The organism is Citrobacter sp. CK206 (assembly GCF_030333125.1).
In the GTDB taxonomy this organism is placed as follows: Bacteria; Pseudomonadota; Gammaproteobacteria; order Enterobacterales; family Enterobacteriaceae; genus Citrobacter_B; species Citrobacter_B koseri.
On the sequence record NZ_JAOWGM010000020.1, the window covers coordinates 239,322 to 261,889 of the forward strand.

Below are 22,568 nucleotides of genomic sequence, written 5' to 3' on the forward strand. Positions count from 1 at the left end.
AATTTTCAGCAGGTGGAATATGGCTCGCGCAAAACTGAAATTCCGGCTTCATCGTGCAGTGATTGTATTGTTCTGTCTCGCACTGCTCGTCGGGCTGATGCAGGGGGCGTCCTGGTTCAGTCAAAACCATCAACGGCAGCGCAATCCGCAGCTCGAAGAACTGGCCCGCACGCTGGCGCGCCAGGTGACCTTAAATATCGCGCCGCTGATGCGCACCGAAACGCCGGATGAGAAGCGGATCGCCGTCGTACTCCGCCAGCTAACGGAAGAGAGCCGCATTCTGGATGCCGGCGTCTACGACGAGCAAGGCGATCTCATTACGCGCGCAGGCGAAAGCGTCAATGTGCGCGACAGGCTGGCGCTGGACGGTAAAAAAGCGGGCGGCTATTTTAATCAGCAGATTGTCGAACCTATTCAGGGTAAAAATGGCCCGCTGGGCTATCTGCGCCTGACGCTGGATACGCATACGCTGGCGACCGAAGCGAAACAGGTCGATAACACCACCAACATTTTACGCCTGATGCTGCTCCTGTCACTGGCAATTGGCGTGGTGCTCACGCGCACCTTGCTACAGGGCAAACGCACGCGCTGGCAGCAATCGCCTTTCCTGCTCACCGCCAGTAAATCCGTACCGGAAGAGGAAGAGAGCGAGAAGAAAGAACCATAGGATAGCCGCCGCTTTGTCGTTAATATAGTTGAGACCACGAAAAGGAATGCTGCCATGACGACATTACGTCTGCTTATCTCTGACTCTTACGATCCCTGGTTCAACCTGGCGGTTGAAGAGTGTATTTTTCGCCAGATGCCCGCGACACAGCGCGTTTTGTTCCTGTGGCGCAACGCTGATACGGTCGTCATCGGGCGGGCGCAAAACCCGTGGAAAGAGTGCAACACCCGGCGTATGGAAGAAGACAATGTCCGGCTGGCGCGTCGCAGCAGCGGCGGCGGCGCGGTGTTCCACGATCTCGGCAATACCTGTTTTACATTTATGGCCGGGAAGCCGGAGTATGACAAAACGATCTCCACCGCGATAGTGCTCAATGCGCTGAACGCGCTGGGCGTTACCGCAGAGGCTTCCGGTCGTAATGATCTGGTGGTGAAAACGCCGGAAGGCGACCGCAAGGTTTCCGGCTCCGCCTATCGGGAAACCAAAGATCGCGGCTTCCACCACGGCACATTGCTGTTGAATGCCGATCTCAGCCGTCTGGCGAACTACCTCAATCCTGATAAGAAAAAATTACAGGCCAAAGGGATCGCCTCCGTGCGCGGGCGCGTCGCCAATCTGGTCGAACTGCTGCCTGGCATTACCCATGAACACATCTGCGACGCCATTACCGAGGCGTTCTTCAGCCACTACGGCGAACGCGTGGAAGCCGAAATAATCTCTCCAGATAAAACGCCGGATCTGCCCAATTTTGCCGAAACGTTCGCTCGCCAGAGCAGTTGGGAATGGAACTTCGGCCAGGCGCCAGCTTTTACGCATCTTCTGGACGAACGCTTTATCTGGGGCGGCGTTGAACTGCACTTCGACGTTGAAAAAGGGCACATCACGCGCACTCAGGTTTTTACCGACAGCCTTAACCCTGCGCCGCTGGAAGCGCTGGCGGGCCGTTTACAGGGGTGTCTGTACCGTGCGGATATGCTGCAACAGGAGTGTGATGCGCTGTTAGTCGATTTTCCAGAGCAGGAAAAAGAGCTACGGGAATTGTCGGCGTGGATTGCGCGGGCGGTGCGTTAACCCTCTCCAGGACGTGCCCGTTTCCCCTTAACAAGGGCGGCACGTTATTTTCTCAATAACCATCAGCAATACATTAAAAGCCTGCCGATTAACGCCCTGGCTGGCATATTATTTATCAATAATATTCACCGCGTGAATATATAAACATACACTCTCGCCACATTCCAACCGCATACAAAATAGCAGCAACTCTAAAACAAAAAATAACAAAGATCACCAGAAATCAATTTTAAATAAAACTAAAACCACTGTCTGCTGTGTCCAGATAATATATTATTTCTGAAATATAACTCTATCCCAACCATATTCCATAGCTATCTGGTTGATATAAAACGTATTCAGAAGGCAAGTAACATGCCTTTTCGTACCATCACACAATTCAAGTTAAGGATCAACAAATGAAAAAAGCACTTCTTGCCACCGCAATCGCGGCACTGACCATGTCTAACGTATGGGCGGCCGATGGCTCCACTACTGAACTGCGCGTAACGGGGAAACTGCTGGTCGGTGGCTGTACCGCGACTGTCAACGGCGGCAACGCACTTGACTTCGGCTCGCATCTGATCAGCGACCTTAGCTCAACGGCCGTCAACGATATCGCCACGAAAGACACCGATCTGGTCATCGAGTGCCCCAGCGCCACAAAAGTAGGCTGGACGCTGACCGATAACAAAGCGGATAGCAACGCAGAGATCTGGATAACCGGCATCATTAAAGGTAAAGGAGTCTCATTCGGCGTAGGTAAAACAGCAGGCAATGTCAACATTGGCGCCTATGCCGTATCCATCGATTCTGCCAAGGCAGCAAGCGCGCAAGCCGTCAATGGCGAAGACACTTTTGACGTTGACTATATTATAGGCGCCGCCGCAAGTATGGGTTCGTGGGCTAAGGCGACAACGGCAACTTCTTTTCGGAACCAGGAAGGGACGCAGGATATCATCACCGTCGGCGCCAAAGGCACGCTGGAACCAGCAGCCTATAGCAATGCAACTTATCCGCTTAAGGTTTCTCTGGCTGTAGATAATACCACCAAACTGGCCATTAGCGATGATACCGATATTTCAGGTTCCGCCACCATTACCCTGAGATATATCTAATCACATCGTTATTAATCATATCTGTACAACAACTCCCTACATGGATGGGTGGGGAGTTTTTCCAATAGAAGGAATTACAATAATGTCTGACAAATCTTGTACCGTTAAAGCGTATATATTTGCCGCCACGCTTCTCTGTTTACCTTTATCTCAGGCTTATGCGGCAGGAATGGTTCCCGCCTCCACGCTACTGGTTATTGAAGAAAGCCATAATGGCGGAACGATAAATGTCAAAAACAGCGATACGGTTCCGATGTTGCTGTACACCACAATAGAAGATGTAAAAGATGACAGTGGCATCACCGTCAACGTCACACAGCCCGTCGTACGCGTGGAACCCGGTCAGGAACAGCAGGTCCGCTTTATTATGGAAAGCAGCGCCCCGCTAACCAAAGAGCACTATAAACGCGTCACCTTTGAAGGCATCCCGCCATCAGGCGTGTCTAAAGGCGCAATGAAAGTTAACTTCAATCTGCGTCAGGATCTGCCGGTATTAATTCGCCCCAAAAATTTACCGGTCGTCACCGATGCGTGGAAACTGCTGAAATGGTCCGGCTCCGGGCAGCATATTAAAGTCAGCAACCCTTCCGCCTATGTGGTGCGCCTGGCGCAACAGGTGATTTTTTTACCTTCGCAAACGGCCGGGGAAATTGCAAAAACCTATATTTTACCCGGAGAAGTTCTGGATGTAACCGTCAAGAAATCCATCATCTCCGATCAATCTGTACGCTTCTTCCCGGCCAGCCGCTACGGCATCGACATACCCAATTTCACTGCGCCGTTAACACCATAATCAATAAAAAACGGGGACAAAGTAAGTGTATATGAAAGGAATCAACCTGCTGTCTCGCCATATTCAGATCGCGTTATATTCATGTACTTTATTAACCTCAACGGCGTTAGCCCGTGAGGTAACGTTCAGTACCGATATACTCAATACGCGCGGCATCAGTAAAAATATCGCAAATTACTTCGCAGAAGAGCCGCGTTTTTTGCCCGGTGTACATAGCGTTCTAATCAACGTAAACGGGTCAGAAAAAGGTTCGCTGGGCGCCAAATTTGACGAACAAGGGCAACTCTGCGTAGATGACGATTTTCTGACAGCAATCGGGCTACGTCCTCTGGGGATCTCCCTGCAAGAACACTGTCATGACCTGCAAAAAGATTATCCCTCCGCCGTCATAAAGTCCCTTCCCGGTAAGGAGATGCTGGAGTTAACTGTCCCGCCCGACGCACTGGAAAATAGCGCGTCCCGGGAGAAAAACTATAGCCACGGCGGCAGCGCCGGGCTGCTCAACTACAGCCTGTTTTCCACGCGAAATGAATACAACGGCGGCGACAGCCATAACTACACGCAGGGCGATATAGAAGCGGGCGCCAATCTGGCCAACTGGGCATTGCGCAGCCGCTATTTTCTGCTGGACTCTGACGGCGATCGCAGCGCTAAAAATTTATTCACTTATGGCGAACACGTTTTTGAAGCGCAACAGATGCGTGTCCAGGTTGGGCAGATCAGCTCCAGATCGGCGCTGTTTTCTGGAACATCCCTCAGCGGCATTCAGTTACTCCCCGAGTCCAGCATGACCTCTGATAATTCAGGCGTCACCGTGACGGGGATTGCCCGCACGAACCAGGCGCGAGTAGAAGTCCGCCAGGCGGGGCAGCTTGTTTATTCCACGCTGGTAAACGCGGGGGCATTCAGGCTGGACAATGTCCCCATCCTGTTAAATAACGCCGATCTTCAGGTCAGCATCGTCGAAACCGACAACGTCACAACCAGTTTCATCGTACCTGCCTCCTCAATCAACCTGAACGGCCTTCCGCGACCACAAGGGCTTATGATGTCAGTAGGCCAGGTGCGCAACGTCGACAGCGATTACAGCAACCCCTGGGTATATAACATTTCAGACGGCTGGCGCCTTACCCCACAAACAAGTTTGCTGGCGGCGGGGGTTCTTGCCGAGGATTATCAGGCAAGCGGTGCAATGCTGGAGTGGAGTTCAAACGAGAAATGGCAAGTATTTGCCAGTCTGCTGGGCAGCCGTGAATCCTTCGGCGATACGCGCAGCGGTATAAAGGCGGAAATTCAAAACCAGCTGACACTTCCCGGCCATGTCTCTGTTGGGGTCAGCACCGCGCGTTATTCTGACGACTATCGTGAGTTGTCCGAGGCGATGGACGACGACAGCGCAAGCTATCAAAGCAGCTATAGCGCCAATGTAAACTGGAGCGGCAGAACAGCAGGAACCTTCTCGTTAGCCTATAGCTATAATCAGGCCACGGATGATTATGAAGACTCCAGTTACGTGAGTCTTTCATGGGGAAAAACATTTAAATACGCGTCAATAAACGTGAACTGGCAGCACTCTGTTAGCAACGATAACGATAATGACGACATCAACGATGACAGCTATGACGATGATGTGTTTTACATCAACCTCAACATTCCTTTTCAGTCGCAGTCGATTAACGCATATATGCGCAATCAGGGCGACCGAACGACATATGGCTTACGCAGCAGTGGCCCTCTCAGCGACAATACCAGCTATTCCGTTTCGGCGGATCGCGATATCGGAAACGATCTCAACACCCTCAACGGCAACATCAACAGCAACCTGCACTACACGCAGATGAGCGTTGGCGCAACAACCAACAATGACGATCAGCGTAGCTACAGCGCAATGCTGTCGGGCGGCATTGCCCTGCATCGCCAGGGGGTAACCTTCTCCCCCTATACCATTAAAGATACCTTTGGCATTGCCCACCTGAGCGAACCGGAAAGCGGCATCGAAATCGCAACGCCGCAAGGCCCGGTCTGGACAGATTTCTGGGGGCAGGCCGTGGTGCCAGGACTGACGGAGTGGCGTAAGTCACGTATTGAGGTGAACGCAAATACGCTGCCCAAAAATATGGATCTGGCTAACGGAACAAAACTACTGGTGCCCGCTCATGCTACCGTCAGCGACCTGGATTTTAACGTGCTAAACACCCGTCGCGTCATGCTGAAGATAAAACAGCAGGATGGCTCCTGGCTTCCTAAAGGCACGTCTGTTGTTGATGAAAAAGGAAACTACCTGGTCAGCGCAGTGGACAGCGGCCGCGTCTTTATTAGCAATATTGACGAAACGCCAACGCTCTATAGCGTTGATGACAATATGAACCGTATCTGCAAAATCACTTACACATTAAGCAATGTGCAGAATAAAGAGGCGTTTTACGAAACGGCGGAGGGTATTTGCCAATGAAGTCATACGGAAAGTGGATCATTGCATTATGTACGTTAGCAGCGCTGGGGTCACGCATAGCATGGGCAGACGAGAACTGCCAGGTATCGCTCTCTCGCGCTACCGTAGCCTTTCCCCCGATGCAGCGAAATGACAACGTCGGCTCACAGCAAAACTGGTTTAAAATGCCCTCACGCGATATCAATGTCAGCATCTATTGCCCGCAACCACAGGTGATGGCGCTATTTGTACATGGCACCGCAGGCCCACAAGGGCGATTTCTTTTCGGTAACGGCGGGGGGCTGGCATTGAAAGCCAGCCAAATGATACTGGATGGCCGCAGCTATATGATCGGGAAAACAACCGATCGCAATGAGTTCATTCCCGCAGACGGCCATGCCGATACACAGCTGCTGCACAACAACGAAGCCATTATCGCTATCGAGAACAATGAAGCCGCGCGCGGGCAGCAGTTGAACTTTACGTTAACGCTAACGCCAGTGCTGAACGAAAAGCAGTTCCGTAACGTCAGCGACAATACTGAGATGGAGAGTAATTTAAGCTGGGAGTTGCTAACGCATTAATCGCCAAAGGGCGGTAAATAAACAGGCAGGAAAAAGGGGCAAACTGCCCCTTCAGAGTGCTGACAAAGGATTGTGCAGCATTTATGTCGGGTGGCGGCCAGGCCTTACCCGACCTACAAATCACGTAAAATATTTTGTAGGCCTGATAAGCGAAGCGCCATCAGGCGTAAGGGGCAAACTGCCCCCTTCTTTTTTACGCTTTATCGCCCAGCAGAACAGATTCCAGCGCGATTTTGATCATGTCGTTGAAGGTCGTCTGACGTTCAGCGGCAGTGGTCTGCTCGTGAGTACGGATATGGTCAGACACGGTGCAGATGGTCAGCGCTTTCGCACCAAACTCAGCCGCTACGCCGTAGATACCTGCCGCTTCCATTTCCACGCCCAGGATGCCGTATTTTTCCATCACGTCAAACATTTCGCCGTCAGGAGAGTAGAACAGATCGGCGGAGAACAGGTTGCCCACGCGTGCGTCAACACCCAGCGCTTTCGCCGCGTCTACCGCGTTGCGCACCATGTCAAAGTCAGCGATCGCCGCAAAATCATGATCCTTGAAGCGGATACGGTTAACTTTGGAATCGGTACAGGCACCCATACCAATCACCACATCGCGCAGTTTCACATCGTTGCGTACCGCACCGCAGGAACCGACACGAATGATTTTCTTCACGCCGAAATCGGTGATCAGCTCTTTGGTATAGATGGAGCAGGACGGGATACCCATACCGTGACCCATGACGGAGATCTTACGGCCTTTGTACGTCCCGGTGAAACCTAACATGCCGCGAACGTTGTTCACTTCACGCACGTCTTCAAGGAAAGTTTCAGCAATGTGCTTCGCACGCAGCGGGTCGCCCGGCATCAAAACGACGTCAGCGAAATCACCCATTTCTGCGTTAATATGTGGAGTTGCCATCTTTTATCCTTATCTCATTGTTATTGCCTGATGGCGGCTATGCCTTATCAGGCCTACAAAACCGTAGGCCCGGTAAGCCTGCGCCACCGGGCAATTGCATCACAGCATGTTTTTGCCGTAGTCCATCGGCGACGTACCGAAGTACGTTGCCAGCGTCTGACCGATATCCGCGAAGGTTTCACGGTGACCGAGCGAGCCCGCTTTCACTTTCGGGCCATAAATCAGCACCGGAATGTGCTCGCGAGTATGGTCCGTACCGGTCCAGGTCGGGTCGCAACCGTGGTCGGCGGTCAGGATCAGAATGTCATCTTCACCGACCAGTTCCATCAGTTCCGGCAGACGACGGTCAAACAGCTCCAGACCCGCAGCATAGCCCGCTACGTCGCGGCGATGCCCCCAGGAGGAGTCGAAATCAACAAAGTTGGTAAAGACGATCGTCTCGTCGCCCGCTTCTTTCATCTCTTTAAGGGTGGCGTCGAACAGCGCGTCCAGGCCGGTGGCTTTCACTTTTTTGGTGATGCCGCAGTTGGCGTAGATATCCGCAATCTTACCAACGGAAACCACGTGCCCTTTTTTCTCGTCGACCAGTTTCTGCAAGATGGTCGGCGCTGGCGGTTCAACGGCCAGATCGTGACGGTTGCCGGTACGCTGGAAGTTACCGGCCTTATCGCCGATAAACGGACGCGCGATAACGCGGCCAATGTTGTAGCCGCCTTCGGTCAGCTCTTCACGGGCGATTTCGCACAGCTCGTACAGTTTATCCAGCCCAAAGGTCTCTTCATGGCAGGCGATCTGGAATACGGAGTCAGCGGAGGTATAGAAAATCGGTTTACCGGTTTTCATATGCTCTTCGCCCAACTGATCCAGAATGACCGTACCGGAAGAGTGACAGTTACCGAGATAACCCGGCAGGTTGGCGCGTTTTACCAGCTTATCCAGCAGTTCCTGCGGGAAGCTGTTTTCGTGGTCGCTGAAGTAGCCCCAGTCAAACAGAACCGGAACACCCGCAATTTCCCAGTGACCAGACGGGGTATCTTTACCGGAAGAGAGCTCGTGCGCCCACGCGTACGCGCCAATCACTTCCGCATTGCCGTCCATACCCGCAGCAATTTTACCGGTAGAACCTTCATGCGCTTTCACCAGACCCAGGCGGGTCAGGTTAGGCAAATTCAGTGGGCCTTTACGGCCATTGTCGGCCTCGCCCCTGGCGCAGGCTTCTGCAATATGGCCCAGGGTATCTGAACCTACGTCGCCAAAGCGATCCGCATCTTCAGTTGCACCAATACCAAAGGAGTCCAGCACCATAATAAATGCACGTTTCATCTTGTTCTCCATACATCTTGCGCTGCAAAAAAGCGATCAGATCAGTATACAGCTATTCGGTAATACGACGATAGACTGTCGGTGTAATTTCAGGCGCTTTGTCGTCAAGGCTGATTGCCGCTTTGACGGCTTTCGCCGCTTCCTGCCAGCTGGCTTCGTCTTTGGCGTGGATAACAGCCAACGGACGCTGCCCGTCAACGCTGTCGCCCAGACGCGCCATGTCGGTAAAGCCGACGCTGTAATCAATGGTGTCCGACGCCTGGCGACGACCGCCGCCCATTGAGACCACCGCCATACCCAACGCGCGAGTGTCCATCGCGGATACAAAACCTTCAGTATCGGCATAGACAGCTTTGCTGAGCATCGCCGTCGGCAGGTATTTCGCGTAGTTTTCAACGAAATCGCTCGGCCCTTTCTGTGCCGCAACCATGCGACCAAAGATTTCCGCCGCTTTGCCGTTATCCAGCACCGCCTGTAGTTTCACTCGCGCATCAGCGTCATCTTTCGCCAGCTTGCCGGAGATCAGCATCTCCACGCACAGCGCCATCGTGACGTCGAACAGACGCGGGTTGCGGTATTCACCTGTCAGGAACTGCACCGCTTCGCGCACTTCGACGGCGTTACCGGCGCTGGAGGCCAGCACCTGGTTCATGTCGGTGAGCAGCGCAGTTGTGCGCACGCCTGCACCGTTGGAAACGCCAACGATGGCTTCTGCCAGTGCGGCAGAGAGTTCATAGGTTGGCATAAAGGCGCCGCTGCCCACTTTCACGTCCATCACCAGCGCATCCAGCCCTTCCGCCAGTTTTTTCGCGAGGATTGAAGCGGTGATCAGCGGGATGGAGTCCACCGTCGCGGTAATGTCGCGGGTGGCGTAAAAACGTTTATCCGCCGGTGCGAGCGAACTGGTCTGCCCAATAATCGCCACACCCACGTCTTTAATGATTTCGCGGAAACGGTTGTCGTCCGGGAAAATATCAAATCCCGGGATCGCTTCCAGTTTGTCGAGCGTACCGCCGGTATGACCTAGGCCGCGCCCGGAGATCATCGGAATGTAGCCGCCGCAGGCCGCCACCATAGGGCCAAGCATCAGCGAAGTCACATCACCCACGCCGCCGGTGGAGTGTTTGTCAACGATGGGGCCGTTAAGGTTGAGACTCTTCCAGTCCAGAACGGTTCCTGAATCTCGCATCGCCATGGTCAGCGACACACGCTCAGGCATCGACATATCGTGGAAGAAAATGGTCATCGCCAGAGCGGCAATCTGCCCTTCAGAGATGGTGTTATCACGAATACCATTGATAAAGAAGCGGATCTCTTCGTCGCTTAACGGATGACCATCACGTTTTTTACGAATAATTTCTTGTGCGAGAAACACGGTAACCCCCAGGGGAAAAGAGTAGAAGGCCATTGTAGGCCGGGTAAGCAACGCGCCACCCGGCAGTCGTATTGATGCCGGATGGTGGCTGCGCCTTATCCGGCCTACGTCACTACAACTCCGGCAATATAAGGCTTAGTAGCTGCTTGCGCTCTTGCCGTCCCCGTGACCCAGCGCTTTCAGCAGGCTTGCCAGCAGGCTGGATGCGCCGAAACGGTAGTGACGGGAATCCGCCCAGTCAGCGCCAAACAGTTCGTCAGCAATGGCCAGGAACTGCTGTGCATCTTCAGCGGTACGCACGCCGCCAGCCGGTTTGAAACCAACGGTTTTGGAAACCCCCATATCGCGGATCACTTCCATCATGATGCGTGCGCTTTCCGGCGTTGCGTTAACCGGAACCTTACCGGTAGAGGTTTTGATAAAATCCGCACCAGCTTTGATGGAAATTTCAGACGCTTTACGGATTAACGCTTCTTCTTTCAGCTCACCGGTTTCGATGATCACTTTCAGCAGCACGTTTGCCGCCGCACAGGCGTCTTTACAGGCTTTCACCAGATCGAAGCCCACCTGCTCGTTACCAGCAATCAGCGCGCGGTACGGGAATACCACGTCAACTTCGTCCGCGCCGTACGCGATGGCCGCGCGGGTTTCTGCCAGCGCGATGTCAATGTCGTCATTACCGTGCGGGAAGTTGGTGACAGTCGCAATGCGGATATCCGGCGTGCCCTGCTCTTTCAGAGTCTTACGTGCAATCGGAATAAAACGCGGGTAGATGCAGATAGCGGCAGTATTCCCAACCGGGGTTTTCGCCTGATGACACAGCGCGATCACTTTTTCATTGGTGTCGTCGTCATTCAGGGTGGTCAGGTCCATCAGTTTCAGCGCACGCAGGCTGCTTGCGGTTAAATCAGTCATTACATTCTCCTGGCTCATCGCCGGTATAAAATTTCACCTTGCGAGTTTGTTAGTATTCTAACATCCGCTCGCCATTACACTTCGATATACATCACAGTTAATGAAAACTACGTACAAATTTGCATTACTGTAACGAGATCTACTTCAAATAAATGACCTTTCCCGGCCTCGCGAGTGGGCAACAGGCGCATCCTGATCAAAAGCCATCATCACGCAACTTCCTACAATGGCGCTTAACCTTCGGCACAAAAAAGGAAACGAAGATGCCCACTTCATGCGAAACCGCGCTGCAACATCGTTGCCAGCAAATTGTGACCAGTCCGGTGCTCAGCCCCGAACAAAAACGTCATTTTCTGGCGCTGGAAGCTGAGAACGCTTTGCCTTATCCGGCCTTGCCCGCAGAGGCTCGCCAGGCGCTGGACGACGGGGTTATCTGCGATATGTTCGAAGGTCATGCCCCGTTCAAACCTCGTTATGTTTTGCCCGATTACGCCCGTTTTCTGGCTAATGGCTCACAGTGGCTGGAGCTGGAAGGCGCAAAAGATCTGGATGACGCGCTATCTTTGCTGACCATCCTCTACCATCACGTTCCTTCCGTAACATCAATGCCGGTCTATCTGGGGCAACTGGATGCGCTGTTGCAGCCGTATGTTAAAATTCTAACACAAGACGAGATCGATATTCGAATAAAACGTTTCTGGCGCTATCTCGACAGAACGCTGCCGGATGCCTTTATGCATGCCAATATTGGCCCGGCCGACACGCCTGTCACCCGCGCTATTTTACGTGCCGATGCTGAGTTAAAGCAGGTTTCACCTAACCTGACGTTTATCTACGATCCCGATATCACGCCGGATGATTTACTGCTTGATGTCGCTAAAAACATTTGTGAATGCAGCAAACCTCATATTTCTAATGGCCCGGTAAATGATAAAATTTTCACAAAAGGTCAATATGGCGTCGTCAGTTGTTACAACTCTCTGCCGCTTGCGGGCGGCGGCAGCACGCTGGTCAGGATCAATCTGAAAGCCGTTGCAGAGCGCAGCACCTCTGTCGATGACTTCTTTACGCGCACGCTACCGCACTACTGCCAGCAGCAGATCGCCATCATTGATGCCCGATGTGACTTCCTCTATGAACAATCACATTTCTTTGAGAATAGCTTCCTGGTGCAGGAAGGGTTGCTTGATCCCGGACGTTTTGTACCGATGTTTGGGATGTATGGCCTGGCCGAAGCGGTAAACCTGCTGTGTGAAAACGCGGGGATGAACGCGCGCTACGGGAAAGACGACGCGGCCAATGCGCTGGGCTATCGCATCAGCGCGCAGTTGGCCGATTTCGTCGCAAACACGCCCGTTAAGCATGGCTGGAAACAGCGGGCGATGCTGCATGCCCAGTCAGGCATCAGCTCTGATATCGGTACGACGCCGGGCGCGCGTTTACCGTACGGCGATGAACCTGACCCCATTACCCACCTGCAAACCGTCGCCCCCCATCATGCGCACTACCATGCCGGGATCAGCGACATCCTGACGCTGGACGAAACTATCAAGCGGAATCCTCAGGCGCTGGTGCAGCTTTGTCTGGGCGCGTTCAAGGCCGGCATGCGGGAATTTACCGCCAACGTCAGCGGCAACGATCTGGTGCGCGTTACCGGGTATATGGTGCGCCTGTCGGATCTGGAAAAATATCGCGCCGAAGGATCGCGAACAAACACCACCTGGCTGGGGGAAGAAGCCGCGCGCAATACGCGCATTCTGGAACGACAAGCACGCGTAATAAGTCATGAACAGCAGATGCGCTTCCTAACGCAAAATCATTCGAGAGGCATCGAGGCGGCAAGCGAATGAACCCCCAGGAGCGTACACGTAGTACGTGACTGGGGTGAATAAGTGCAGCCAACAAAGAGGCAGTTCGAAGGATGAAGTGTTTAGTCAGTAAAATCATACCGTTCTCCTGCGTGGACGGCCCCGGCAGTCGTCTGGCTCTGTTCTTACAAGGGTGCAATCTGCGCTGTAAGAATTGCCATAATCCGTGGACGATCGGGCGCTGCAACGACTGCGGTGAGTGCGTTCCCCAGTGCCCTCATCAGGCGCTGGGCTTCAGCGCGGGGAAAGTGGTGTGGCAGGCTGACGTCTGCGAGCAGTGCGATACCTGTTTGCGGATGTGCCCGCAGCAGGCCACGCCGATGGCGCAGACGATGAGCGTCGATGAAGTGCTGGGTCATATCCGTAAGGCGTCGCCATTTATTGAAGGCATCACCGTCAGCGGGGGCGAAGCCACCACCCAGCTACCGTTTATTTGCGCGCTGTTTGCCGCGATCAAGGCTGACCCGCAACTGTGTACGCTGACGTGTCTGGTCGACAGCAATGGCCTGTTGAGCGAAACCGGCTGGCAGAAACTGCTGCCCGTTTGTGATGGCGCGATGCTCGATCTAAAAGCCTGGGATAGCGCCTGCCATCAGCGTCTTACCGGGCGGGATAACACGCAGATCAAACACAGCATCAGGATATTGGCGGAGCATGGCAAGCTGGCCGAGTTACGGCTACTGGTGATTCCTGGTCAGGTGGATTACCTGCAACAGATAGCGCCGCTGGCCGCGTTTATCTCCCGTCTGGGCGATATTCCCGTCCGGTTAAACGCTTTCCATGCGCATGGGGTGTATGGCGAAGCAAAAACGTGGCCGGGCGCAACGCCTGACGACGTGCAACAACTGGCAAACGCATTATGGGCGCACGGGGTGCATAACCTGATTTTCCCAGCTTTATATTTATGAATCGCCGGATGGCGGCTGCGCCTTATCCGGCCTACAAATGATGTCGACCCGTTGGCCGGATAAGACGCTTTTGCGTCGCATCCGGCAATCAAAGACGAAATAACGCCGTCGTATTGCGATACAGCGTTTCGGCTATCACCTCAGAGGGTTCATCGCGTAGCGCACACAGCTCGCTGAATACCCGTGCCGCCTGCTCCGGGCGGTTTGGCTGCCCCTGAAAACCATTTAGCGGCATATCCGGCGCGTCGGTCTCCAGCAGCAATGCGTCCAGCGGCAGTTGCGCCATCACATCACGCGTTTTGCTGGCGCGCGGATAAGTAATCGTGCCGCCAACGCCAATTTTGTAGCCTAACTGAATAAAGCGTTCCGCCTGTTGTAGGCTGCCGGAAAAACCGTGTACCACCCCGGTTCGCGCCAGGGCGTGGCGTTTGAGATGCATTGCCAGCTTGTCATGGGTGCGACGCGAGTGAAGGATCACCGGCAGATCGTAGCGTTTCGCCAGTTTAAGCTGCGCCTCCAGGAGCCGCTCTTGCTCATCGAACTGAGGATTATCGCGGTAAAGATCCAGCCCGATCTCCCCTACCGCCACGACTTTCTGCGGGCGTTGATCCAGTGCCTGTTGCAGGCGATCCAGACTGTCATCTGCGTGCTGCTCAATAAACACAGGGTGCAGCCCCAGCGCCGCGAACAGCGGCGGGAAGCGTTCAGCCAGCGCCAGCACGCGTGAAAAACAGGCCGCAGCCGTCGCCGGAACAATGATTTTGCCAACCCCCGCGTCAGCGGCACGCTGAATGCTGGCCGCTTCATCACCGGTGAAAGGCGGAAAATCAAAATGACAATGTGTGTCGATAAATCGGCAACTCACGCCAGATCCTCATTATTGAAGGTAGTGTCGTTGGCCTGCGCCACGCCGCTGACCGTTGCTACGTGCATATCGTTGGCCACCGCCGCCGGAGGCACCACCACCGGGCCAGGCATGACAATCTTCGGCGTGTGGCGGGAGAGCGGCGGTTTCTCCGTCAGCAGTTTCCCCACCGTCGCCAGAAAATAGCGCCCGCACAGGCGTCCGATTTTGTAATCTTCGCGCAGCGCAGGAAGACGACTGCCCAACGCCATGCTTTGCAGCGGTTTCGGCGGGTAGATTTCAATGATACGCAGCTTACCCGGCGGCTTCTCAATAAAACGCTGAATGGCGCTATAGCTGGTTTCGTGGTGCTGTACCAGATTCACCAGCGGCTGCAAACTGCTCTCCCCCAGCCAGCGCTCCATGCGCTTAAACCACTGCGGCGTATAGTACATTTGCGAAGGCACCGTGCGGATCACCACAATCGTTTTCGCGCCACGCTTTGCCGCCTCCTGTACCGGGATCGCATCACTGATCCCGCCGTCCAGATAATTGATGCCATCCAGCGCCACGCCTGTACGGTAGAACCCCGGAATCGCGCTGGTCGCACGAATAATATCGAGCCAGTTTTGCTTCGTTGGCGAGAAATAGTTCGCCGTGTAGTCATCCCCACGACAGGCGCACATATAGAAGGATTTTCCGCTATCGAACAGACTCGCGGCGGTGTCCATCGCCAGCGGCATCTGCCCGGATGTCGCGTCCACCAGCCAGTCGAGATCGATCAGGTTCCCCCCGCGAACAAAACGCACCGGGTCGAAGAACTCCCGCTTCGTGGTGTAACGCATAATAACTTTGCGCCCATAGCCGGGCTGGTTACAGAGATAGGCGGAAAGGTTTTGCGCCCCGGCAGAGGTGCCGAGGTAGAGGTCGAACGGATTGAACTTCGCGCGCATAAACTCATCCAGCACGCCAGCGGTAAAGATTCCCCGCTGCCCTCCGCCCTCGCACACCAGAGCCATTCGGCCTGGTCGGAACGCGTTTAATGATAATGGCGCAATATTGCCGAGCGTCACGGGTATTCGCTGCCCCACCTCTGCCTTCCTGTGTTTTATTTTATAGAATGACAAAGTAACGCAAATTCGCGATAGCTAAAACCGTAAAAGCCAGTCCGATGGACTGGCTTAGCATGAATCATGGGTATTACGGGTGACGTGCTAGGGTCGTTTACGGCCCATAAACAGGCTGATCAGGAACAGGACAATCCCGACGACGAAGACAATTTTCGCTGCGCTAGCTGCGGTGCCTGCCAGTCCACCAAAACCCAGAGCGGCGGCAATTAACGCGATAACCAGAAATATAATGCCCCAACGAAACATAAGCTTCTCCTTTACCATAGTTAATGTCGACCGCTTGATATGAGCGTTCAGGTTGCTCATTCGCGATATTTTTAGTGTGGTGTACATTGCGCCTCCCGACAAACGTCGGGAGGGCGAATTAAGACGAATTACTGAGTTTTCAGGTCATTTTTGACGCTTTTCACACCATCAACCGCTTTTGCGATACTTTCAGCACGGTCGATTTGCGCCTGAGAATCTACGGTTCCTGAGAGCTGCACCACGCCGTCGGTGGTTTCGACTTTCACTTTGCGGGAAGGCACGATGTCATCCGCCAACAGTTTCGCTTTGATCTCGCTGGTAGTGGCCGTATCCCCGGCATAGCCTTTCATCGTGCCGGACTTGCTGTCGCGAACATGCAGTTTGTCGCTGACGGAGGTCACACCCTCAACGCCTTCCGCCACTTTCACGGCTTCTTCAGCCTGAGCCTGGCTTTCAACAAAGCCGCTTAATGTCACCACTTTGTTATCGGTTTTGACCGAGATATCGGTGCTCTTAATACTTTCATGATCCACCAACGCCGCTTTCACTTTTGCGGTGATGGCGCTGTCATCCATGAAGTTACCGACTTTATTCATAGAGCTATCGACTTTCTGTCCCGCGCTTTCTGCGCTGGACTGTGCCTTATCCAGCGTAGAGGTTTCCGCAAATGCAGAACCGGTCGCGACAGCGGAGGTCAACATTACGGCCAGGAGAGTTTTAGAAATCTTCAGTCTTGTCGTCGTCATCGATTCATTCCTGTATGGATGGCAGCCGTCACAATCAACATACTTATGCAGAATCGCGGCGCTAATCCCATCTTTATTCAGTTATTAATATCGCAGACAAGATAAATGACGGCCTTAACAACCAGTATTCACGCATTGAGCAGTGTTAAAAGTCGTCATTTATGTCATCACTTTGTTAAATATAGATCACAATCGCAAAATCGCTTGCTGATACGCTTAAAAAACAAGCAACCATAAGAAAAACTGAGGGATTTAAGAACATTCCGCAAGCGGTTAAAAAGGCAGGGAAAGTAACAGGGCGCGCCGGATGACGCGCCCTGGAGGGACAATTAGTGCTCGCGCGTTTTACGGAACTGAACGTCAGGATAGCGTTCCTGCGTCAGGTTCAGGTTCACCATTGTCGGTGCGATATAGGTGAGGTTATCACCGCCATCCAGCGCCAGTTGAACTTCATTCTTACGCTTAAACTCTTCGAATTTCTTCGCGTCAGTACATTCAACCCAGCGTGCGGTGGCGACGTTGACGGACTCATAGATAGCCTCAACGTTGTATTCGCTCTTCAGACGGGCAACCACCACGTCGAACTGCAACACGCCGACGGCGCCCACGATCAGATCGTTGTTGGCGATCGGACGGAACACCTGTACCGCGCCTTCTTCAGACAGCTGAACCAGCCCTTTCAGCAGCTGTTTTTGCTTCAGCGGATCTTTCAGACGGATACGACGGAACAGCTCCGGCGCGAAGTTCGGAATTCCGGTGAACTTCATCATTTCGCCCTGAGTGAAGGTGTCGCCAATCTGAATGGTGCCGTGGTTGTGCAGACCCAGAATATCGCCCGGATACGCCTCTTCAACGTGGGAACGATCGCCTGCCATAAAGGTCAGCGCATCAGAAATCACCACGTCTTTGCCGATACGTACCTGACGCATTTTCATGCCTTTCTCGTACTTACCGGAGACCACACGCATAAACGCCACGCGGTCGCGGTGTTTTGGGTCCATATTGGCCTGAATCTTAAACACGAAACCGGTGAACTTCTCTTCTTTCGCTTCTACCGTACGGGTATCGGTCTGGCGCGGCATCGGCGCAGGCGCCCACTCCACCAGACCATCCAGCATATGGTCAACGCCGAAGTTACCCAGCGCTGTACCAAAGAAGACCGGGGTGATTTCACCTGCCAGGAACAGCTCATGGTCGAACTCGTTGGACGCGCCCTGCACCAGCTCCAGCTCGTCGCGCAGCTGCTGCGCCAGGTCTTCCCCTACGGCAGCGTCAAGTTCCGGGTTATCCAGACCTTTTACAATGCGCACTTCCTGGATAGTGTGGCCTTTACCGGTCTGGTACAGGTAAGTTTCGTCTTTATAAAGGTGATAGACGCCTTTGAACAACTTCCCGCAGCCAATCGGCCAGGTGATCGGCGCACAGCCGATTTTCAGCTCGTTCTCAACTTCATCCAGCAGCTCCATCGGGTCGCGGATGTCACGGTCGAGTTTGTTCATAAAGGTGAGGATCGGCGTATCGCGCAGGCGGGTTACTTCCATCAGCTTACGGGTACGATCTTCGACGCCTTTTGCCGCGTCAATCACCATCAAACAGCAGTCCACCGCCGTCAGCGTGCGGTAGGTATCTTCCGAGAAGTCTTCGTGCCCGGGGGTGTCCAGCAGGTTGACCAGGCAATCATGATACGGGAACTGCATTACCGACGTGGTAATAGAAATACCACGCTGCTTTTCCATTTCCATCCAGTCAGATTTTGCATGCTGGCTGGAGCCACGGCCTTTTACCGTCCCGGCAGTCTGGATAGCCTGTCCGAACAGCAATACTTTCTCAGTGATAGTGGTTTTACCGGCATCCGGGTGAGAAATAATGGCAAAAGTGCGGCGCTTAGCCACCTCTTGCAAATAAGGAGACAACGTCATAGTTCAATCTTCTTGAGTAAGCGCGGCGTCTGACCACGCATGTTGAATACGAAAAATTGCGGCTATTTTACCCATCAACGGGGGGGAGGCAATCAGTGTTTACACAGGAGTTGCTCCAGTTCGCTTAATGACGCCACGGTCCAGGTCGGTTCAATACCCGCAGGCTGCTCGCGATGGTGCGCATTCAGCCAGCAGGTGGAAAGCCCGGCGTTAATGCCGCCGAGAATATCAGACTCTGCGGTATCGCCGACCATTAACACGCGAGAGCGGTCAGGGCTGCCCGCCTGCTCCAGCGCGTAATCAAAGATGCGCGGATCGGGCTTCGCCACGCCCACTTCTTCAGAAATAACCAGCAGATCAAAACGATCGCGAAGCCCTGTTCGTTCAAGGCGAATTTGCTGCAATGAGGTGAATCCGTTGGTGATGATGCCCATCTTCACCTTACCGTGCAGGGCGTTAACCAGCGAAACTGCGCCCGGCAGCGGTGCGCAAATCTCCGCCATAGCATTCATAAACGCATCATTTAACTCTTCAGGCGGGACGTTCAGCTGCTCGCCCCAGCCGACAAAGCGCTGGCGCTGAAGCTGAAGCGAAGTGATAGCGCCGTTCTGATAATCCACCCACAGCGGTTTATTGACAGCCTGGTAGTCCTGAAAATCTTCAGCGGTAAAGGTGACGCTATAGTCGAGAAACATCCGCTGCAAGCCGGTAAACGAGTCAAACGTAAACAGCGTTTCGTCGGCATCAAAGAAAATCCAGTCCCACTTCATCATTCCACCTTGTCTTACATACTGATTGGCAATGCCATGATTATCGCGTCCTCACGCCCGTCAGCCGTCGGGTAGTAATTACGGCGCACCGTTGCCTCATTAAAACCTAAACTTTCATAGAGTGCGATGGCGGCGGCATTTGAGGCGCGCACCTCCAGCCATAACGTCAGGACGCCGCGTTTTTCCAGTTCATCAATCAGATGTTCCAGCAGTTCTCGCCCCAGCCCCCGACGCTGAAAATCCGGGTCGACCGCAATATTGAACAGCGTCGCCTCATCCAGCACCACCTGCGTAATCGCGAACGCCGCCATCTTTCCGCCGACCGTCAGTTGATAGTTGAGGTAACGTTCGCCCTGATTGCTGGCAAAGGTTTTTTCACTCCACGGAAACGCATGGGCGCGTTTTTCAATCAGAAACGCAGCAGGTAAATCAGTCGGATTGAGGGAAGAAATCGTGTTCATATGCGCAAATTTGTTGCCATAGTGCGGCGCGTGCCGTTGGGTTTGCCCGTAATTCATTAAACGCAGGACTTGTCACCTGAGCGCCTTCCAGCAGCAAAGGCTCTTCAGTACCCAGCCGCCAGCTGTTGCACCGGCTGCCTTCCGGCAGCATGGCGACGCGGTCAGGCGTCAACGGTAATACCTGGTCGGGACTGACGGTCAATGCGCGCAAAATATCGCTCATCAGGGGTTCGGTCAGCGCCGGTAATTCTTCCGCCACGACCACCAGACGAACGTGCGCAGGAAGGGAAATCGCGATTTCCCCCTGTAGCGCGCCAGGGCGACGCAGCGACCACTGGGTAATGCCCAGTTGCTGTAATTGCCAGTCTCGTCGGGATGTCATAGCGAAACGCTCCTGTCTGTCAGGGGCGCAAATATAGCAAATTCGTCGAAACTGCGCCAACAAACAACTATAATCGCCGCCAGGAACAATAGAGGAACCTTTCATGTCTGCTTTTACCCCGGCAAGTGAAGTCTTGCTGCGCCACAGTGATGATTTCGAACAAAGCCGTATTCTGTTTGCCGGAGATTTGCAGGATGACCTGCCAGCCCGCTTCGAAAGCGCCGCCAGCCGCGTGCATACGCAACAATTCCACCACTGGCAGCTGTTAAGCCAGCTGATGGGCGAGAAGGCGCGCTTTAGCCTGGTCGCCCACGCTGACGACGTCGCGGACTGCGACACGCTGATCTACTACTGGCCGAAAAATAAACCTGAAGCCCAGTTCCAGTTGATGAATATCCTGTCGCTGCTGCCGCTCGGCACCGACATCTTCGTGGTGGGCGAAAACCGTAGCGGCGTTCGCAGCGCAGAGCAAATGCTGGCCGACTACGCGCCGCTGAACAAAATCGACAGCGCGCGCCGCTGCGGGCTGTATCATGGCCGTCTGGAAAAACAGCCTGTCTTTGATGCGGAAAAATACTGGGGCGAGTACCGCATTAACGATCTGACCATCAAAACGCTGCCCGGCGTTTTCAGCCGCGACGGTCTGGATGTCGGCAGCCAGTTGCTGCTTTCCACGCTGACGCCACATACCAAAGGCAAAGTGCTGGATGTCGGTTGCGGCGCAGGCGTGCTCTCTGCGGCCTTAGCCAGCCACTCGCCAAAAGTGCGTTTAACCCTGTGTGATGTTTCCGCGCCTGCCGTTGAGGCCAGTCGCGCAACGCTTGCGGCAAACGGCGTTGAGGGTGAGGTGTTCGCCAGTAACGTCTTTTCTGACGTAAAAGGGCGTTTTGATATGATCATCTCTAACCCGCCGTTCCACGATGGAATACAAACCAGCCTGGATGCCGCGCAAACGCTGATTCGCGGCGCGGTTCGCCACCTCAACAGCGGCGGTGAGTTACGTATCGTGGCTAACGCCTTCCTGCCCTACCCGAAAGTGCTGGATGAAACGTTTGGCTTCCACGAAGTGATTGCGCAAACCGGGCGCTTTAAAGTTTACCGCACGGTGATGACGCGCCAGGCGAAGAAGTAGAGTGGTCATCGTAGGCCGGATAAGGTGCCTGCACCGCCATCCGGCATGGTTTGCGGATGCCGGATGGCACTTCGCTTATCCGGCCTGCGGTTAGCGCCCATTTTTGCAGCAATCAATCCATCCTGCGTAATTAACTATTGACGAAAAGCTGAAAACCACTAGAATGCGCCTCCGTGGTAGCGATTCTTTTTAAGAATCGATGGTATGCGAAGGTGGCGGAATTGGTAGACGCGCTAGCTTCAGGTGTTAGTGTCCTTACGGACGTGGGGGTTCAAGTCCCCCCCCTCGCACCAAAACCACGTTGATATTGCTCGCACTGGGCGAAGGTGGCGGAATTGGTAGACGCGCTAGCTTCAGGTGTTAGTGTTCTTACGGACGTGGGGGTTCAAGTCCCCCCCCTCGCACCAACGAGGCGATATCAAAAAAGTAAGATGACTGTGCGAAGGTGGCGGAATTGGTAGACGCGCTAGCTTCAGGTGTTAGTGTCCTTACGGACGTGGGGGTTCAAGTCCCCCCCCTCGCACCAATTATCTTATTTCCCTTCTCTGTTTTACGCCTTGTTTGTTCATCCCTGATTCAAATTCATCATAACCAGCACCATGCCGCTGATCAGCGCGACACATGACGGCAGCAGGACGAAATGCCGTAAGCGTTTGTGATACAGCATCAACGAAGTCAGCAGTAATCCTAATACAATCAGTACCTTCCATGCGTCAATGGAGAGGCCGGCAAACGCCAGTCCGGTAATAAAAATACCCGGCAACAATATCCCCCATCCACTGCCCAGTGTACGCTGCAACATGGCTTTACCTCTGATACCGATAATGATAACCAATAGCATATGATAAAATTTCTCATTTGTCAGCAGTTCGTCACACTTCCTTGTATGAGATTGTCTTAACAATTGATGACATGAATTCAGCAAGGTGATAGATTGGGCAGTGGTTAACTTACAAACAATAAAAATGTTTATTTATGCGGGCTTTTTCCCGC

General features: G+C 53.7%; 22 protein-coding genes and 3 tRNA genes. 12 read left to right on the forward strand and 13 right to left on the reverse strand.

Translation table 11 applies throughout. The features are described from left to right. Positions 1–19 precede the first annotated feature (19 nt). The 6 genes from OGX81_RS01870 to OGX81_RS01895 all read left to right on the forward strand — a co-directional run bounded on the left by OGX81_RS01870 (position 20) and on the right by OGX81_RS01895 (position 6,643). Positions 20–667 carry a YtjB family periplasmic protein gene (locus tag OGX81_RS01870; RefSeq protein WP_012134185.1) on the forward strand — a complete coding sequence of 216 codons (648 nt, stop codon included), beginning with the start codon at positions 20–22 and terminating at the stop codon, positions 665–667. A gap of 54 nt (positions 668–721) precedes the next feature. Next, positions 722–1,738, forward strand: a complete 1,017-nt coding sequence (gene lplA / locus OGX81_RS01875; RefSeq protein ID WP_012134186.1) for a lipoate--protein ligase — start codon at positions 722–724, stop codon at positions 1,736–1,738. A 398-nt stretch (positions 1,739–2,136) separates the two neighbouring features. Then, positions 2,137–2,835, forward strand: coding sequence for a DUF1120 domain-containing protein (locus OGX81_RS01880; protein WP_104867798.1), 699 nt, complete (start codon positions 2,137–2,139; stop codon positions 2,833–2,835). A gap of 82 nt (positions 2,836–2,917) precedes the next feature. Next, positions 2,918–3,628 (forward strand): fimbria/pilus chaperone family protein, encoded by a 711-nt coding sequence (locus OGX81_RS01885; protein WP_047459060.1) that lies wholly within the window; start codon positions 2,918–2,920, stop codon positions 3,626–3,628. 31 nt (positions 3,629–3,659) lie between these two features. After that, positions 3,660–6,080: a fimbrial biogenesis outer membrane usher protein gene (locus OGX81_RS01890; protein WP_104867800.1), complete on the forward strand. Its 2,421-nt coding sequence runs from the start codon at positions 3,660–3,662 to the stop codon at positions 6,078–6,080. Continuing rightward, the gene (locus OGX81_RS01895; RefSeq protein ID WP_104867801.1) at positions 6,077–6,643 is read left to right on the forward strand and encodes a DUF1120 domain-containing protein; all 567 of its coding nucleotides are present in this window, start codon (positions 6,077–6,079) and stop codon (positions 6,641–6,643) included. The genes OGX81_RS01890 and OGX81_RS01895 overlap by 4 nt, the downstream gene beginning before the upstream one ends. Before the next feature lie 193 nt (positions 6,644–6,836). Here the strand turns inward: OGX81_RS01895 and deoD are convergent, their stop codons facing one another. The 4 genes from deoD to deoC form a co-directional block, all read right to left on the reverse strand. After that, complete coding sequence (gene deoD / locus OGX81_RS01900; protein ID WP_012134191.1) at positions 6,837–7,556, reverse strand: purine-nucleoside phosphorylase; 720 nt, start codon at positions 7,554–7,556, stop codon at positions 6,837–6,839. 99 nt (positions 7,557–7,655) lie between these two features. Next, positions 7,656–8,879: a phosphopentomutase gene (gene deoB, locus OGX81_RS01905; RefSeq protein WP_024130731.1), complete on the reverse strand. Its 1,224-nt coding sequence runs from the start codon at positions 8,877–8,879 to the stop codon at positions 7,656–7,658. Positions 8,880–8,931: 52 nt separating this feature from the next. After that, positions 8,932–10,254, reverse strand: coding sequence for a thymidine phosphorylase (gene deoA, locus OGX81_RS01910; RefSeq protein ID WP_024130732.1), 1,323 nt, complete (start codon positions 10,252–10,254; stop codon positions 8,932–8,934). 135 nt (positions 10,255–10,389) lie between these two features. Continuing rightward, positions 10,390–11,169, reverse strand: coding sequence for a deoxyribose-phosphate aldolase (deoC, locus tag OGX81_RS01915; RefSeq protein ID WP_024130733.1), 780 nt, complete (start codon positions 11,167–11,169; stop codon positions 10,390–10,392). 263 nt (positions 11,170–11,432) lie between these two features. On the opposite strand from deoC, the gene OGX81_RS01920 reads away from it, so the two are divergent. Together OGX81_RS01920 and OGX81_RS01925 are read left to right on the forward strand one after the other, a co-directional pair. Beyond that, positions 11,433–13,019 (forward strand): YjjI family glycine radical enzyme, encoded by a 1,587-nt coding sequence (locus OGX81_RS01920; RefSeq protein WP_024130734.1) that lies wholly within the window; start codon positions 11,433–11,435, stop codon positions 13,017–13,019. A gap of 71 nt (positions 13,020–13,090) precedes the next feature. Further along, positions 13,091–13,945: a YjjW family glycine radical enzyme activase gene (locus OGX81_RS01925; protein WP_104867802.1), complete on the forward strand. Its 855-nt coding sequence runs from the start codon at positions 13,091–13,093 to the stop codon at positions 13,943–13,945. Positions 13,946–14,033: 88 nt separating this feature from the next. On the opposite strand, the gene OGX81_RS01930 is transcribed toward OGX81_RS01925, so the two are convergent. From OGX81_RS01930 to OGX81_RS01965, 8 genes are all read right to left on the reverse strand, one after another. Continuing rightward, a complete protein-coding gene (locus OGX81_RS01930; protein ID WP_104867803.1) occupies positions 14,034–14,810 on the reverse strand; it encodes a metal-dependent hydrolase in 777 nt (258 codons plus the stop codon). Continuing rightward, positions 14,807–15,880, reverse strand: a complete 1,074-nt coding sequence (locus tag OGX81_RS01935) for a patatin-like phospholipase family protein (RefSeq protein WP_104867804.1) — start codon at positions 15,878–15,880, stop codon at positions 14,807–14,809. The genes OGX81_RS01930 and OGX81_RS01935 overlap by 4 nt, the downstream gene beginning before the upstream one ends. A gap of 123 nt (positions 15,881–16,003) precedes the next feature. After that, positions 16,004–16,165: a DUF1328 domain-containing protein gene (locus OGX81_RS01940; protein WP_047459078.1), complete on the reverse strand. Its 162-nt coding sequence runs from the start codon at positions 16,163–16,165 to the stop codon at positions 16,004–16,006. A gap of 128 nt (positions 16,166–16,293) precedes the next feature. Beyond that, a complete protein-coding gene (gene osmY, locus OGX81_RS01945; protein WP_047459081.1) occupies positions 16,294–16,911 on the reverse strand; it encodes a molecular chaperone OsmY in 618 nt (205 codons plus the stop codon). Between the two features lie 329 nt (positions 16,912–17,240). After that, positions 17,241–18,830, reverse strand: coding sequence for a peptide chain release factor 3 (prfC, locus tag OGX81_RS01950; protein WP_012134201.1), 1,590 nt, complete (start codon positions 18,828–18,830; stop codon positions 17,241–17,243). Between the two features lie 92 nt (positions 18,831–18,922). Further along, positions 18,923–19,600, reverse strand: coding sequence for a pyrimidine 5'-nucleotidase (gene yjjG / locus OGX81_RS01955; RefSeq protein WP_024130736.1), 678 nt, complete (start codon positions 19,598–19,600; stop codon positions 18,923–18,925). A 14-nt stretch (positions 19,601–19,614) separates the two neighbouring features. Then, positions 19,615–20,061: a ribosomal protein S18-alanine N-acetyltransferase gene (gene rimI / locus OGX81_RS01960; protein WP_012134203.1), complete on the reverse strand. Its 447-nt coding sequence runs from the start codon at positions 20,059–20,061 to the stop codon at positions 19,615–19,617. Further along, positions 20,030–20,443, reverse strand: coding sequence for a DNA polymerase III subunit psi (locus OGX81_RS01965; protein WP_024130737.1), 414 nt, complete (start codon positions 20,441–20,443; stop codon positions 20,030–20,032). The genes rimI and OGX81_RS01965 overlap by 32 nt, the downstream gene beginning before the upstream one ends. Before the next feature lie 103 nt (positions 20,444–20,546). Between OGX81_RS01965 and rsmC the strand changes: the two genes are divergently transcribed. The 4 genes from rsmC (at position 20,547) to OGX81_RS01985 (ending at position 22,101) form a co-directional block, all read left to right on the forward strand. Then, entirely contained in the window at positions 20,547–21,575 is a 1,029-nt protein-coding gene (rsmC, locus tag OGX81_RS01970; protein ID WP_047459087.1) for a 16S rRNA (guanine(1207)-N(2))-methyltransferase RsmC, read from the forward strand. 206 nt (positions 21,576–21,781) lie between these two features. Next, a tRNA-Leu gene (locus OGX81_RS01975) sits at positions 21,782–21,868 on the forward strand. 27 nt (positions 21,869–21,895) lie between these two features. After that, positions 21,896–21,982, forward strand: a tRNA-Leu gene (locus tag OGX81_RS01980). A 32-nt stretch (positions 21,983–22,014) separates the two neighbouring features. After that, positions 22,015–22,101, forward strand: a tRNA-Leu gene (locus OGX81_RS01985). 39 nt (positions 22,102–22,140) lie between these two features. Here OGX81_RS01985 and OGX81_RS01990 read toward each other — a convergent pair. After that, a complete protein-coding gene (locus tag OGX81_RS01990) occupies positions 22,141–22,377 on the reverse strand; it encodes a DUF1435 domain-containing protein (protein WP_080516675.1) in 237 nt (78 codons plus the stop codon). Positions 22,378–22,568 lie beyond the last annotated feature (191 nt).